At 74.2% G+C, this 13,823-nt stretch carries 13 protein-coding genes and 1 tRNA gene; 1 reads left to right on the forward strand and 13 read right to left on the reverse strand.

What is annotated here, in order from left to right; translation table 11 throughout:
* Positions 1-7: 7 nt before the first annotated feature.
* The 5 genes from CCO02nite_RS08285 to rsmI form a co-directional block, all read right to left on the reverse strand.
* A complete protein-coding gene (locus CCO02nite_RS08285; protein ID WP_146842656.1) occupies positions 8-889 on the reverse strand; it encodes a hypothetical protein in 882 nt (293 codons plus the stop codon).
* Positions 886-1,209 carry a hypothetical protein gene (locus CCO02nite_RS08290; protein ID WP_146842657.1) on the reverse strand — a complete coding sequence of 108 codons (324 nt, stop codon included), beginning with the start codon at positions 1,207-1,209 and terminating at the stop codon, positions 886-888. The genes CCO02nite_RS08285 and CCO02nite_RS08290 overlap by 4 nt, the downstream gene beginning before the upstream one ends.
* A gap of 169 nt (positions 1,210-1,378) precedes the next feature.
* Entirely contained in the window at positions 1,379-2,626 is a 1,248-nt protein-coding gene (locus tag CCO02nite_RS08295) for a PQQ-dependent sugar dehydrogenase (RefSeq protein WP_146842658.1), read from the reverse strand.
* A gap of 63 nt (positions 2,627-2,689) precedes the next feature.
* Positions 2,690-3,262: an isochorismatase family protein gene (locus tag CCO02nite_RS08300; RefSeq protein WP_146842659.1), complete on the reverse strand. Its 573-nt coding sequence runs from the start codon at positions 3,260-3,262 to the stop codon at positions 2,690-2,692.
* Positions 3,263-3,637: 375 nt separating this feature from the next.
* On the reverse strand, positions 3,638-4,534 hold the full coding sequence (gene rsmI, locus CCO02nite_RS08310) for a 16S rRNA (cytidine(1402)-2'-O)-methyltransferase (RefSeq protein ID WP_146842733.1): 897 nt from the start codon (positions 4,532-4,534) through the stop codon (positions 3,638-3,640).
* 304 nt (positions 4,535-4,838) lie between these two features.
* Here rsmI and CCO02nite_RS08315 point away from each other — a divergent pair, with 304 nt between their 5' ends.
* Entirely contained in the window at positions 4,839-6,857 is a 2,019-nt protein-coding gene (locus CCO02nite_RS08315; RefSeq protein ID WP_246117430.1) for a dolichyl-phosphate-mannose--protein mannosyltransferase, read from the forward strand.
* Here the strand turns inward: CCO02nite_RS08315 and CCO02nite_RS08320 are convergent.
* From CCO02nite_RS08320 to galU, 8 genes are all read right to left on the reverse strand, one after another.
* Positions 6,854-7,114 (reverse strand): hypothetical protein, encoded by a 261-nt coding sequence (locus CCO02nite_RS08320; RefSeq protein ID WP_146842660.1) that lies wholly within the window; start codon positions 7,112-7,114, stop codon positions 6,854-6,856. The two genes, CCO02nite_RS08315 and CCO02nite_RS08320, sit on opposite strands and share 4 nt — an antisense overlap.
* Before the next feature lie 5 nt (positions 7,115-7,119).
* Positions 7,120-8,589 carry a beta-N-acetylhexosaminidase gene (locus tag CCO02nite_RS08325; protein WP_146842661.1) on the reverse strand — a complete coding sequence of 490 codons (1,470 nt, stop codon included), beginning with the start codon at positions 8,587-8,589 and terminating at the stop codon, positions 7,120-7,122.
* A gap of 41 nt (positions 8,590-8,630) precedes the next feature.
* Positions 8,631-9,629: a bile acid:sodium symporter family protein gene (locus CCO02nite_RS08330; RefSeq protein ID WP_307724042.1), complete on the reverse strand. Its 999-nt coding sequence runs from the start codon at positions 9,627-9,629 to the stop codon at positions 8,631-8,633.
* A gap of 156 nt (positions 9,630-9,785) precedes the next feature.
* Positions 9,786-9,858, reverse strand: a tRNA-Ala gene (locus tag CCO02nite_RS08335).
* Between the two features lie 81 nt (positions 9,859-9,939).
* Positions 9,940-10,896, reverse strand: coding sequence for a hypothetical protein (locus tag CCO02nite_RS08340; RefSeq protein WP_146842662.1), 957 nt, complete (start codon positions 10,894-10,896; stop codon positions 9,940-9,942).
* A 96-nt stretch (positions 10,897-10,992) separates the two neighbouring features.
* On the reverse strand, positions 10,993-11,583 hold the full coding sequence (locus CCO02nite_RS08345; protein WP_146842663.1) for a GNAT family N-acetyltransferase: 591 nt from the start codon (positions 11,581-11,583) through the stop codon (positions 10,993-10,995).
* Complete coding sequence (locus tag CCO02nite_RS08350) at positions 11,583-12,815, reverse strand: molybdopterin molybdotransferase MoeA (RefSeq protein ID WP_146842664.1); 1,233 nt, start codon at positions 12,813-12,815, stop codon at positions 11,583-11,585. The genes CCO02nite_RS08345 and CCO02nite_RS08350 overlap by 1 nt, the downstream gene beginning before the upstream one ends.
* Before the next feature lie 35 nt (positions 12,816-12,850).
* Entirely contained in the window at positions 12,851-13,750 is a 900-nt protein-coding gene (gene galU / locus CCO02nite_RS08355) for a UTP--glucose-1-phosphate uridylyltransferase GalU (protein WP_146842665.1), read from the reverse strand.
* Between the last annotated feature and the right edge of the window lie 73 nt (positions 13,751-13,823).

A 13,823-nucleotide genomic window follows, 5' to 3' on the forward strand; every position in this document is an offset into this window, starting at 1 on the left:
CCCGATCCTAGGTGCTGGCGCACGCGTCGCCGTCGCGCACCGGGACGAACGGTGAGACGGCGGTCGGGATGTCGCCGATGCCCGGCCGGTACGCGCGCACCCCACGACGCAGCGCGTCCGCGATGCCGTCCATCTCCTTCAGGACCAGCTCGAGCACCTCGTCGAGCGAGCCGACGCCCGTCACGAGCCGCGTGACCGAGGTGACGAGGTCCTGCACGAACCGGCCGATCTTGACGCTCAGGTGCGCGACCCGAGCCGAGACCCGCCCGATCACGTGCGGCAGGGCGAGACCCCCCGAGAACGCGAGCTCGCCTCCGCACGACACGGCGAGCCCGATGACGTCGGAGAGCGCGTCGCGCACCAGGTCGTGCACCGCCTGGACGATGTCGGCGAACCATCGCAGGGCGCCCGCGACGGACGACGCACTGCGCGCGACGCCGGTGACGTGCTCGCCCAGCGAGGTCCCGAAGGTGCGGTAACGGTCGATCGCCACCCCGCTCATTCCCGCGAGGTCCGCGCGCACCCGGTCCGTCAACGTGGTCCCGACCGAGTCGACGTCGACCGCGATCGCCGCCCACTCGTCGGCGTGCGCCACGACCGCGTCGTGGTCGCCCGTGAGGTCCTCGAACCAGCCACGCAGCGGCTGGACGTGGTCGAGCACCCAGCTGAGGCCCATCGACACGACGCCGGCCAGCGGATCCTCCACCAGCGAGGCCACGCCCGCACCGATCGCCACCGACGAGAGCCCCGCGGCGAGCCAGGAGCCGCTCGCGACCTGCTCCGAGAGGCCGAACAGGTCCTCGGGCAGCCCCGAGCCGGTCAACCACCCGGCGACGTCCGGCCCCGAACCATCGGCCGCCCCCTGCGCGGCCGACACGTCCACGCTCACAGCCCGCTCGCCAGCTCGCGCAGGACCCGGCTCACCTCGGCGTCGACGTCCTCGTACGCGATGCTCATCTCCGCCAGTGCCCCCGGCAGCTCGTCGACGACCGCGCCGCAGCGCTCGATCGTCCGGCGCACGGCATCGGCATGGCTGAGCGCCTTGATCCCGACGTGCGCGCAGAGCAGCCCGAACGCCTCGGCGTCCATCACCGTCGCGCGGCCCTTGTCCGCCGCCGCACCGAGCTCCTCCCCGAGCGGTCGCACGTGCTTTGCATGGTCCCGGATGTCGTCGATGTCGATCTCGTACCCGCCCATCAGCCCGCTCATCAGCCCTCTCCCCCGTGCTCGCGTCGCGACCCCTCGTCGGGATGCGACCTTCGTCGTGCCGCGACGCTAGCCGCGCGCGGCACGACCGCGTGGGGGCCCTGTGGACAGAGTGGGTCGTCAGCCGACGACCACGCGCACCGTCGTCAGCCGACGACCACGCGCACCGTCGTCAGCCGACGACCACGCGCACGGCTCGGTCGTCGCCCGCCCGGGGCGTGCCGCGGCCGTCGGTGTTGTTCGTCAGCACCGTGAGGCTGCCGTCGGGCGCCACGACGACCGCGCGCAGCCGGCCGAGCACGCCGTCGAGCAGCGCCTGCGCCCGGCCGACACCCGCACCCTCGTCGGACGGGCGCAGCGGCAGCCGCCACAGCACCTGCCCGCGCAACCCGGCCAGGTACACGCCCTCGTCCGTCACCGCGAGGCCGGACGGCGACGCGTCGTCCGTGCGCCACGTCGCGAGCGGCTCGACCAGACCGCGGTCGCCGCCGTCGCTGCCCTCGACCAGCGGCCAGCCGTAGTTGCCGCCCGGCACGACGAGGTTGAGCTCGTCCCACGTGTCCTGGCCGAACTCGGACGCGAACATCCGCCCGTCCGCCGCCCAGCCCATCCCCTGCACGTTGCGGTGCCCGTAGCTCCACACCGGCGACCCGTCGAACGGGTTGCCGGGTGCAGGATGCCCGGTCGCCGTGATCCGCAGGATCTTGCCGCCCAGGCTGTCGAGGTCCTGCGAGCTCGAGCGCACCCCGGCATCGCCCGTGGACACGTACAGGCAGCCGTCCGGTCCGACGGCGAGCCGGCCGCCGTCGTGGTAGCTCGCGTGCGGGATGCCGGTGAGGATCGGCGTGAGCTCACCCAGAGACGTGCCGGTGAGCGTGCCGCGCAGCACCCGGTTGTCGGTGTCCGTCGTCGCGTAGAGGACGAGGTCGACGCCGGCCGCGCTCTCGCCGAGCACCGCGACGCCCAGCAGACCCGCCTCGCCGACCGGCGCGACGACGTCGACGAGCTGCTCGGCACCCGGCCCTGCGACCGCCGCGGGCCGACCCCCCGGCGGCACGACCATGAGCGCCGCGCGCTCGCGCAGCGTGAGCACCGCGGTCCCGTCCGCGGTGTACGCGAGCCCCCACGGCACGTCCAGCCCCGAGAGCAGGTCGCCGCGCTCGAGCACCTCGATCGTGTCCGGGCCGTCCGGCGGCACCGGCGTCGGGCTCGCCGTCGGGACGGGCGTCGGGGTCGGCTCGTCCGTTGGGCTGGGTCCGGCGCTCGGGGTCGTGACGGGTTCCGACGAGGGCGGCGCGTTCGTCGGGCTCGTCGTCTGCTCGTCGTCGCCCGTGCAACCCGCGAGCGCGAGGCCGACGAACGCGAGCCCGGCCACCGTGCGCGCGAACGGACCCCAGCCGCCTGCGCCCGCCGTTCCCATGTCGCCGAGCCCAGCACGCCCCGCCGCCGCCCGCCACCCGAGCGGCGGTCGTCAGGTGTCGGCTCAGACCTCGCCGGAACCCAGCAGCTCGACGCCCGCCGCGCGCAGGTCGTCGCGTGCGGCCGAGCCCAGCTCCGGCGTGACCGGGACGGTCAGGTCCGTCAGCACCCGCGTGCGCAGGCCGGCCGCCTGCGCGTCGAGCGCGGTCGCCCGCACGCAGTGCGACTCGGCGATGCCGACGACGTCCACGTCCGTGACCTGGGCCTGCCGGAGCAGCTCGAGGAGCGTGCGCCCCTGCTCGTCGTGACCCTCGAAACCCGAGTACGCCGCCGCGTACTCGCCCTTGCGCACGCTCACGTCGGGGGCGAGGTCCGCGAGCGCCGGGTGCAGCTCGGCCTCGGCGGTCCCCGCGACGCCGTGCGGCGGCCAGGTGTCGACGAAGTCCGGGTGCTCGGAGAAGTGCGCGCCCGGGTCGACGTGCCAGTCCTGCGTCGTCACGACGAACCCGTACCGGTCCCGGTGGCTCGCCGCGAACTCGGCGATCGCGACCGCCACGTCGTTGCCGCCGTTCACCGGCAGCGCGCCGCCCTCGCAGAACGCCGGCTGCACATCCACGACGAGCAACGCCCGCCTCACACCCCGATCCACCACCACCCTGCCACCCTAAGCCGCCCCGTCCCCCACAACCCCTCGATGCAGCCATGAATGCAGATCCCGGCGGGTGCACCCCCGCACACCTGCCCCCATCCCTGCACCCACCGATCACGCGCCCCCGGGACCGAGTCCGGGCTCGGCCGGGCTCGGCGAGGCCCGGCCGGGGTGCATGCCCCGGGTAGCCCACCGACCCACGCTCCGCGCGGCGATGGGTGCACAGATGAATGCAGATCCCGGCGGGTGCAGCCCCGCAGATGTGCATTCATGGCTGCATCGACGGGTTGCGGGGGCGCGGCGGGGCTGGCCCGCAGGGTGGGGGCGGGGGCGGGCTTGGTGGGGGCGGGGGCGGGCGGTGGGTTAGGGGCGGGGGCGCAGGGTTGCCTCGTAGAGCGGACGGCGGGGGGTGCCGGTGGCGGCCGCGACCTCGGCGACGACCTCCTTGTGTCGCTCACCCGCATCGACGCGGGCCCGGACCTGCGCGACGAGCGTGGCGAGGTCCGGCACGGCGGGGCGCGCGGCCCCACCCACCACGACGACGATCTCGCCCCGGACGTGGCCGTCGGCGGCCCACTGCGCCAGCTCGACGAGCGGGCCGCGACGGACCTCCTCGTAGCGCTTCGTCAGCTCACGGCACACCGCCGCCGGCCTGTCGGCGCCGAACGCCTCGGCCATGGCCGCCAGCAGGTCGGCCAGCCGGTGCGGCGACTCGAAGAAGACGAGCGTGCGCCGCTCGTCGGCCAGGTCGGCGAGCGCCCGCGCACGCTCTCCCGCCTTGCGCGGCGCGAAGCCCTCGAAACAGAACCGGTCCGTCGGCAGCCCGGACAGCGCGAGCGCCGTCAGCACAGCGCTCGGACCGGGCGCCGCGGTGACCCGCAGCCCCGCCTGCGCGGCCGCGCCGACGACCCGGAACCCCGGGTCCGAGACGGCCGGCATCCCGGCGTCGGACACGACCACCACGGTCGCCCCCGCGGCGACCGCCGCGAGCAGCTCGTCGGAGCGGGCGGCCTCGTTGTGCTCGTGGTGGCTCACCACCCGGCCGCGGACCTCGACGCCGAGCCGGGCCGCGAGCGCCCGCAGGCGTCGGGTGTCCTCGGCGGCGACCACGTCCGCCGTCGCGAGCAGCGTGCGCAGCCGGTCGGACGCGTCGCCGACGTTGCCGATCGGCGTCGCAGCGAGCACGAGCACTCCCCCGTCCGGGACCGGGGCGTCGTCCTGCTCGCCGCCATCCCCGTCAGCGACGTCGTCTTCGAGCACGGACTCGACGGTCGCGGGCTCGACGGTCGCGGGCTCGTCGGACGCACTCTCGCCGGATGCGGGCTCGACGGTCGCGGGCTCGTCGGACGCACGCTCGCCGGACGCGGGCTCGACGGTCGCGGGCTCGTCGGACGCACGCTCGTCGGACGCGGGCTCGACGGTCGCGGGCTCGTCGGACGCGTGGTGCTCGGGCCTGCTCACGCGGACAGCCTGCCACCCCGGAGCTGAGCGTCGGCGATGCCGACGCGCTCTCCCGCGCGGCGAACGTCCGGATTCGCGCACGTTGCGCCCGTAGCATGTCCGCGTGCCGCTCACGCCCGACGACGACGCGCCCCGACCCACACCCGACGGTGGCCCACCCGCGGACGTGCCCCCACCGGACGAGCCCGCGGCGACCGGCACGACCAGTCCGATCGACGGGACCACCCCGCCCGACGAGCAGGAGCCTGCCGCCGCGACGGTGCCGGCCGACGGGCCCACCCCGCCCGACGAGCCGCCGACCGACACGACCTCCCCGCCCGACGAGACCCCTGCGCCCGACGAGACCCCTGCGCCCGACGAGCCCGCGTCGACCGGCGGCTCGGACGCGTCCGCGGTGCCGGCGGCACCCGCCCCGATCACCGCACCGGCGTCGCCGTTCCCGCCCACGAGCGAGGGCAGCGACCCGTGGCCGACGGGACGCGGCTACGACGGCCTCGAGCAGACCGCGTCCGAGCCGGCACCCCCGCCGACGCCGCCGAGCCTCGACGAGCTGCGCGAACGCCTGCTCGGCCGCGCCACGATGCTGCTCGACGCAACACGACGCGACCGGGTCGTCGGGTGGGCGTGGGCGCTCGGCGTGACGTTGCTCGCGGGCGTGCTGCGGTTCTGGGACCTCGGCCGGCCGCACTCGCTCGTGTTCGACGAGACGTACTACGTCAAGGACGGGTGGTCGCTCGTCACGCAGGGCTACGAGGGCCAGTGGGGCGACGAGCCGAACCCGGACTTCGAGGCCGGCGACGACTCCGACCTGCGCACCGACGGCTCGTACGTGGTGCACCCGCAGGTCGGCAAGTGGATCATCGGGATCGGGATGCGGCTGGGCGGCGGCGTCGACAGCTCGACGGCGTGGCGCCTGAGCGTCGCGGTTCTCGGCACGCTCAGCGTGCTGCTGCTGGTCCGGATCGCCCGACGACTGTTCGCGTCGACCGCGTGGGGCGTGATCGCGGGTCTGTTGCTGGCGGTCGACGGTCTCGCGATCGTCCTGTCCCGCACGAGCCTGCTCGACCCGATCCTCATGTTCTTCGCGCTCGCGGCGTTCGGGGCACTGCTGCTCGACCGCGAACAGGCTCGCAGACGACTGGCGGAGCGGACCGCCGCGATCTTCGAGCGCGGCGAGGATCTCGGCGACGGTCCGCGGCTGGGCTGGCGCTGGTGGCGGTTCGCCGCGGCGGTGCTGCTGGGTCTCGCGATCGGTACGAAGTGGTCCGGGATCTACTTCCTGGCGGTGTTCGGGCTGCTCACGGTCGCGTGGGACGCATCCGCACGGCGTGCGATCGGCGTGCGGCCGTGGGTGCGGGCGTCGTTCTTCAAGGACGCGATCCAGGCGGGCCTCGTCATGGTGCTCACGTCGGTCCTCGTGTACGTCGGGTCGTGGTGGTCGTGGTTCGCGCACTCGAACGCGTGGGGGCGGAACTGGGCCGAGCAGAACCCCGGCCAGGGGGTCACGTGGCTGCCGCCGGCGCTGCGCTCGTTCGTCGAGTACCACCGGCAGATGTGGGTGTTCCACAACGGCCTGGAGACGCCGCACACGTACGCGTCCCACCCGCTCGGGTGGATCGTGCAGTGGCGGCCGACGTCCTTCTTCTGGGACGCCGACGTCGCCAAGCTGCAGGGGGCGGACGCGCAGTCGTTCTGCGGCGCGGACCACTGCGCGCAGGCGGTCGTCGCACTCGGCAACCCGGTCCTGTGGTGGTCGGGTGCGGCCGCGATCCTCGTCGCCGTCTACTGGCTGGCGCGCTACCGCGACTGGCGGGCAGGCGCGGTGCTCGCGGGCCTGCTGGCCGGGTGGGTGCCGTGGTTCGCGTACGCCCACCGCACGATCTTCTCGTTCTACGCGATCGCGTTCCTGCCGTGGGTCGTGCTCACGCTCGTCTACGTGCTGACGCTGATCGTCGGACCACCCTCGCTGTCCGACCGGGCGCGCCGTCCCGCGATCATCGGCGTCGGCGTGTTCGTCGGGATCGTGGTGGCCGTGGGGCTGTACTTCTACCCGGTCTGGACCGCGATGCCGATCCCCTACGACCAGTGGCACCTGCGCATGTGGCTCGACACCTGGGTCTAGGACCCGGGCGCGAGCACCAGCACGGACCACACGACCAGCCCGCGGCCGTCGTCGGGCTCGGGCGGCGCGGTCTCGTCGGGGACGATCTCCGGGGCGTCGGGGGTCGAGCGTCCGACGACGAGCCCGCAGCAACCGATCGCGGCGCCACCACGTACCCGCACGGGGTACAGCGGCATGCCGTCGTCGTCGTCCCGCCAGCGATCCAGCGTCAGCCGCTCGGTCTGCAGGACGGCGGGCAGCCGGCGCTCCGAGAGCACGTGGGCTACCAGTCGACCTGCGGCGAGGCGTACCAGCGCAGTCCGAGCCGGTCCCAGAACGGCCCCTGCGCACTGACGCGCGCGGCGAAGTCGTCCCAGTCGCGGCTCTCGGGCGCCGTCCAGGCCACCTCGGCGACGGCCGCGAGCCGCGGCAGCAGCATGAACATGAGGTCGTCGAGGTCGCGGATCGTCTCGGTCCACACGGCCGCCTCGACGCCGATCACCGACTCGGCCGGCAACCCGTCGATCAGGGTGGTCGGCTCCCACTCGTAGGCGTCGCGCAGCTCGACGTGACCGGCCCAGTCGAGCCCGATCTCGGTGTTCGCGTCGTACTTCATGTCGAGGTAGACGCGCGAGCCGGGCGACATGAGGATCTTGGCGCCCGCACGGGCCGCCGCGACGAACGCGTCCGGCTCGACGCGCGTGTCCCAGTACTGCACGACGGTGCCCGGCTCGAGCGGCGTGTGGGCGATCTCCTGCCAGCCGACGACCTTCTTGCCGGCCGCGCGCACGACGGCGGCGGCGGTCGCGACGAACCGCGCGTACTCACCCGGCTCCATCGTCAGGACCTCGTCACCGCCGATGTGGACGTACTCGCCCGGCGTCATCGCCGCGACGTCACCGAACACGGCCTCGAGGAACGGCGTCGTCGCGGGCAGGTCGGCGTGCAGCCGGCTGAAGCCGACCTCGATCCCGGTGTACGCGTCGGTCGGCTCCCCGTCGGGAGTCAGGTCCCCGTAGGCATGCGTCGCGGCGTTGACGTGACCCGGGACGTCGATCTCGGGGACGACGACGATCCCGCGTGCGGCGGCGTAGTGGACGATGTCGGCGTAGTCCGACGGCGTGTAGAAGCCGCCGGGGTCGCCGTTCACGGACGTCTCCGACGACAGGCGGCTCAGCTGCGGACGCGACGGCACGTGCAGCCGCCAGCCCTGGTCGTCGGTCAGGTGCAGGTGCAGCGTGTTGAGCTTGTAGTGCGCCATCACGCCGATCACGACCTTGACGGCGTCGACGCCCAGGAAGTGCCGGGCGACGTCGATCGACAGCCCGCGCCACGCGAACCGCGGCGCGTCCTCGACGATCGCGGGCGACACGACGCTCGACCCGTCGCCGGGGTGCTCGATGAGCTGACGCAGCGTGACGATCGCGTGCACCAGGCCCGCGGTGCCGTGCGCGACGGCGTCGACGCGGTCGGAGGTGACCCGCAGCCGGTACGCCTCGGCGCCGCCGGCGAGCGCGCCCTCCTCGAGGACGCGCAGCCGGATGACGTCGCGGTCCGCCGCGCCGTCATCGGCGTACCGGACCTCGATCGAGCGACCAGAGACCCGACCGAGCAGGTCGGCCGCGAGGATGCCGAGCGCGATGAGCTCGGGACGCGGGTCGACGACGACGGTCGTCGCCTCACCGACGACGAACGGCTCACCGTCGAGACGTTCACCGCGCTGCGGACGAGGGACGAGCGACTTCAGGCTCACGACGCTCCTGGCGGTACGGGCCGGACGGGACGAATCGAACGCTACCCGACGGACCTGGCGAGCCGACGCGCGATCCCCGCGCACACGAGCAGCTGCAGCTGGTGGAACGCGATCACCGGCAGCGCGACCGTTGCCGCGAGCACCGGATTGAACAGCACGGCCGCCATCGGCAGGCCCGTGGCCAGGCTCTTCTTGGACCCGCACATCAGCAGCGCCACCCGGTCGCCGCGCGCGAGCCGCAGCCGCCCCCCGGCCCACCACGTCGTCGTGAGCATCACCGCGAGCAGCACACCGGACACGACGAGCAGCCCGACGAGCGCCGGCACCGTCACGTGGTCCCATGCGCCGCTGGTCTGCGCCTCGCTCACCGACGAGTACGCGACGAGCAGGATCGTCGTGCGGTCGGTGACGCGCGTGAGCCGCGTGTGCGTGCGCAGCCAGCGCCCCAGCCGCGGTTCGAGGAGCTGCCCGACGACGAACGGCAGCAGCAGCTGCAGCAGGATGCCGGTGACCGACCCGAGCCCCATCGCCCCGGGCGTCCCGCCCATGAGCAGCGCGACGAGCAGCGGCGTCGCGACGATCCCGACGACGTTCGAGATCGTGGCGCCGGTGATCGCCCCGGCGACGTTGCCGCGCGCGACCGACGTGAACACCACCGAGGACTGCACCGTCGAGGGCAGCAGCGACAGGTAGAGCAGCCCGGTCTGCAGCTCGGGCGCGAGCACCGCGTCCGGGACGAGCTGCACCGCGAGGCCGAGCACCGGGAACAGCAGGAACGTCGCGGCCAGCATGCTGCCCTGCAGCCGCCAGTTGCGCAGCCCGGCGATCACCTCGCGCGTCGGCATCCGCGCGCCGTACAGGAAGAACAGCACGACGATCGCGCCGGTGGTGACCGCGCCGACCACGTCCGCCGCGGCGCCCGAGACCGGCACCAGCAGCCCGAGGACCAGCACGCCCACGACCATCGCGACGAGCGGATCCACCCACCCGACGACCCCCCGAAGCCGCCCCAGGCGGCCGGAGCGTCTCCCGTCAGGCACGCGCCCATCCTTCCACCCCGACCACCCGCGCCCCGACGGCGCCACCTTTGACCTGGGCCACGAGGCGATCCCGACCCGGGCAGCGGCACGCGGCCGGAAACGTGCACACCCCCGCCCGCTCTTTCGCGGACGAGGGTGTGAACTTGATGCGTGGGGTGGAGCTGAGGGGATTCGAACCCCTGACCTTCTCATTGCGAACGAGACGCGCTACCAACTGCGCCACAGCCCCTTGAAGCGGGCTACAGACTAACACCAGCCCCGGGCCGGAGACGAAATCGGGGCCTCCCCCGGGCGCCCGCGGACCGCCGCGTCACTGGCCCGACGCGCGCCGCTTGGCCAGGATGCCGTCGAGGTCGATCGAGCCCGTGGTGGGCGGGGCGACGACGGCCGCGGGTGTCGTCGCACCCTCGTCGGACTCGCTCGACGAGGTGCCGGCGGAGGTGCGGACCGCGGTCGAGCCCTCGAGGTCCGTCAGGGGTGCGGGCTCGTAGCGCGGGGCGCTCGGCTTGAGCGCGTACGTCGGCCTGGGCACGGGGACGGGCGACCAGGTGCCGTCCTCCGCGGCGCTGTCCTGCTCCTCGACGACGACCTGGGCGATCGCCTGCGTCGGCGTCTGCGACGGCTTGACGGCGCGGCCGGTGATGACGGGCCCGGGCTGGCGGGCGACGACGACCTCGCGCTCGGCCTGCGCGATCCGCCCGGTCCAGGCGGCGTCGGCCGCGCGGCCCGCGATCACGGCGCGACGGCCCAGCACGACGACGGTCGCCAGCAACGCGGCAGGCACGGCGGCGACGACCCACGTGACGGCGGGCAGTGCCGCGGCGGCCACGACGCCGAGGACGGTGAGGACGAGCAGCGCGCCCGCGAGCGCACCGCGACGCCTGGCTGCGGCACCCCGGCGGGCGAGCGCGGCGGCGTGCGCCGCGCGGGTCTGCGCGCTGCGGCGCGCGGCCTCGGCCGTGATGCGGTCCTGCTGTGCGGTGGGTCGGTCCACGGCGGTGCCTCCTGTCGCGGTCACCGTGCGTCGCACGGGAAACCCTGAGCCCGGGGTGAGCAACCCCGTCGTGCTGGTGGTCCCGCACTCCGGCGCCGACACCTGGCTGCGTGCCCGTCGCTCGCTCACCGCGAGGACGCGCAGGCCGTCGGAGAACCGGTCGTCGACGCGCGACTCCACCAGCTGTTGTCGGTGTCGCAGCTTGTGCGGCACCAGATATGCCACCCACAGGCCGACCAGCGCGAGCGCGACCGGACCTGCGATGCCTTTCACGTCCCGACGGTAGGACGCGCTCCCCCGTGCCCGGCGCACCCCCGCGGCGTGTCTCCCGACGAATGCGCGCCGACGGGCACCGAGCGGTTCGTCGGCTCAGCTCGTGTGGTACCGGTGGAGCAGGCCCTCGGGGACCTCCTCGGCGGTCAGCGCGAACGACCGGTGGTCGCACCACTGCCCGCGGATGTGCAGGTAGCGCTCGCGCACACCCTCGTCGCGGAACCCGAGCTTCTGGACGACGCGCAACGACGGCTCGTTCTCGGGGCGGATGTTGATCTCCACGCGATGCAGCTCGAGGACCTGGAAGCAGTGGTCGACCGCCAGCGCGACGGCGGTGGGGATGATGCCCCTGCCCGCGACGTGCCGCGAGACCCAGTATCCGATCGACGCCGAGCGCAGCGAGCCGTACGTGATCGACGAGACCGTGACCTGCCCGACGAGCTCGCCGTGCAGGTCCACCGCGAACGGCAGCGTCTGGCCCTCGCGGGCCTGCGCGGCGAGCAGGCGGACGAACGCGCCGAACGTCGGGCGTGGACGGTCGACCGGGACGGGGCTGGTCGCGTCCCACGGCTCGAGCCAGTCGGCGTTCGCGGTCCGCAGCGCGAGCCATGCCTGCCCGTCGCGGCGCCGCAGCGGGCGCAGCCGCACCGGGCCGTCGACGAGGGTCACGGGCCAGCCGGTCGCCATCAGCCCTCCAGCACGAGGCAGTGGATGACCTGGCCGGCGTGCACGGTGGCGTCCTGCTCCCCGACGACCGCGAGCGCGTTGGCGAGCGCGAGCGCGCTCACCGTGGGCGACCCGGGGTCTCCCAGCGGCGTCACGCGGTAGCCCTCGTCGGGCGAGCCGAGCACCGTGGCGGGCACGAACTGGCGCAACCCCACGGGCGACGACCAGCCGTGCGTCGCCTGCGCCGCGACCGACGGCCGGTACAGCTCGACATGCCCCGCCATCGCGCGCAGCGCGGGCCGGACGAAGACCTCGAAGGACACCTGCGCCGCGACGGGGTGGCCCTGCAGCGCGAACACCGGGACCTCGCGGTCGCGCCCGAGCTCGGCGCCGACCGTCCCGAACCCGTGCCGGAAGCCGGGGGTCATCGCGACCTGGTCGAGGCGCACCGAGCCGAGCGTCGCGAGCACGTCCTTGACGGTGTCCCCGACGAGCTCGGACAGCCCACCGGTCACCACGACGAGGTCCGCGCGGACGAGCTGGTCCTCGAGGGCCTCCCGCAGCGCGGACCGGTCGTCGCTGACGATGCCGACGCGCACCGGGGAGGCGCCCGCGTCCCGCACCGCGGCCTCGAGCGCGTGGCCGTCGGCCTCGAACACCGTCCCCTCGGCCGGGCGGACGGCGCCGGGCTCGACGAGCTCGTCGCCCACCGAGAGCAGCACGACGCGCGGGGTGGGGTGCACGTGCAGGCGCCCGTGCCCCATCGCGGCCGCGAGCGCGAGCTGGCGGGCGCCGAGCCGCGTGCCGGCGGGCAGCACCACCTCGCCGGTGCGCACGTCGGCACCCGGGGCGCGCACGTGCTGCCCCGCGACCGCCGGGCGCTGCATCGCGAACCGGGCCGCGCCGCGGTCGGTCTCCTCGATGGGGACCACCGCGTCCGCCCCCAGCGGCAGTGGTCCGCCCGACGAGATCCGCACGGACTGCCCCGGCGCCAGGCGCAACGGCATGCCGCCCGCGCGGACGTCGTGCGCGACGGGCAACGACAGCGTGCTCTCGTAGCCCGCGCCGGCGGTCTCGTGCGAGGCGACGGCGTATCCGTCGCGTTCGGCGACGGGGACGGGCGGCAGGTCGCGACGCGCGACGAGGTCGGCTGCGAGGATGCAGCCGACCGCGTCGTGCAGCGCCACGTCGAGCGGGGCGACCGGCCCGACGGCGGCGAGCACGGCCGCCAGGTGGTCCTGGACCGATCTCATGCGGGCATTGTGCCCCGCTGGTGCTCGTTCTCGGGCTACTTCCCGAGCGATGCCACGTACGTGGTCAGCCAGGCGCGGAAGTCCGGACCCAGGTCGTCACGGTCCGCGGCGATCCGCACGACCGACTTGAGGTAGTCGAGCCGGTCCCCCGTGTCGTAGCGCCGGCCGCGGAACACGACCCCCGTGACGCCGCCGCCCTGCTCGGGCGGCAGGTCGAGCAGGGTGGCCAGGGCGTCGGTGAGCTGGACCTCGCCGCCGCGACCCGGCTCGGTGCTCTCGAGCACCTCGAAAACCGCCGGGTGCAGCACGTAGCGGCCGATGATCGCCAGGTTGCTGGGCGCGTCCGCGACGTCGGGCTTCTCGACGAGACCCGTGATGCGCACGACGTCCTGCGACGCACCGTCCAGCGGCTCGACCGCGGCGCAGCCGTACAGCGAGATCTGCTCGGCCGGGACCTCGAGCAGCGCGATGACCGACCCGCCGCGCTGCTCCTGGATCGCGAGCATGGGGGCGAGCAGGTCGTCGCGCGCGTCGATCAGGTCGTCGCCCAGGAGCACCGCGAAGGGCTCGTCGCCCACGTGGCGCTTGGCCTGCAGGACGGCGTGGCCCAGGCCGCGGGGCTGGCCCTGGCGCACGAAGTGGACGTGGGCGAGGTCGGTGGAGGCCCGAACTTTCGCGAGCCGTTCGAGATCACCCTTCGCCTCGAGCGTGGCCTCGAGCTCGGGTACTGCGTCGAAGTGGTCGGCGAGCGTGCGCTTGGAGCGGCCCGTGATGAGCAGGACGTCGTCGAGCCCGGCCGCGACGGCCTCCTCGACGACGTACTGGATGGCCGGCTTGTCGACGACCGGGAGCATCTCCTTGGGCGTCGACTTCGTGGCGGGCAGGAATCGGGTGCCGAGTCCTGCCGCAGGGATGACCGCCTTGTGGATCGTCATGGCGCCGACGCTAGCCAAGGGGCAGACGGATCGCCCACCCCTGCGACGGTGTGACCTTGCTCATCACACGTCC

The sequence above is a fragment of the Cellulomonas composti genome, from assembly GCF_007990245.1.
In the GTDB taxonomy this organism is placed as follows: domain Bacteria; phylum Actinomycetota; class Actinomycetes; order Actinomycetales; family Cellulomonadaceae; genus Cellulomonas; species Cellulomonas composti.

Bases quoted from the DNA above. Each gene is read 5' to 3' on its own strand.
- CCO02nite_RS08350 (WP_146842664.1), bottom strand. From the start codon at position 12,815: ATGAGATCGGTCCAGGACCACCTGGCGGCCGTGCTCGCCGCCGTCGGG.
- CCO02nite_RS08345 (WP_146842663.1), bottom strand. From the start codon at position 11,583: ATGGCGACCGGCTGGCCCGTGACCCTCGTCGACGGCCCGGTGCGGCTG.
- galU (WP_146842665.1), bottom strand. From the start codon at position 13,750: ATGACGATCCACAAGGCGGTCATCCCTGCGGCAGGACTCGGCACCCGA.
- CCO02nite_RS08295 (WP_146842658.1), bottom strand. From the start codon at position 2,626: ATGGGAACGGCGGGCGCAGGCGGCTGGGGTCCGTTCGCGCGCACGGTG.
- CCO02nite_RS08290 (WP_146842657.1), bottom strand. From the start codon at position 1,209: ATGAGCGGGCTGATGGGCGGGTACGAGATCGACATCGACGACATCCGG.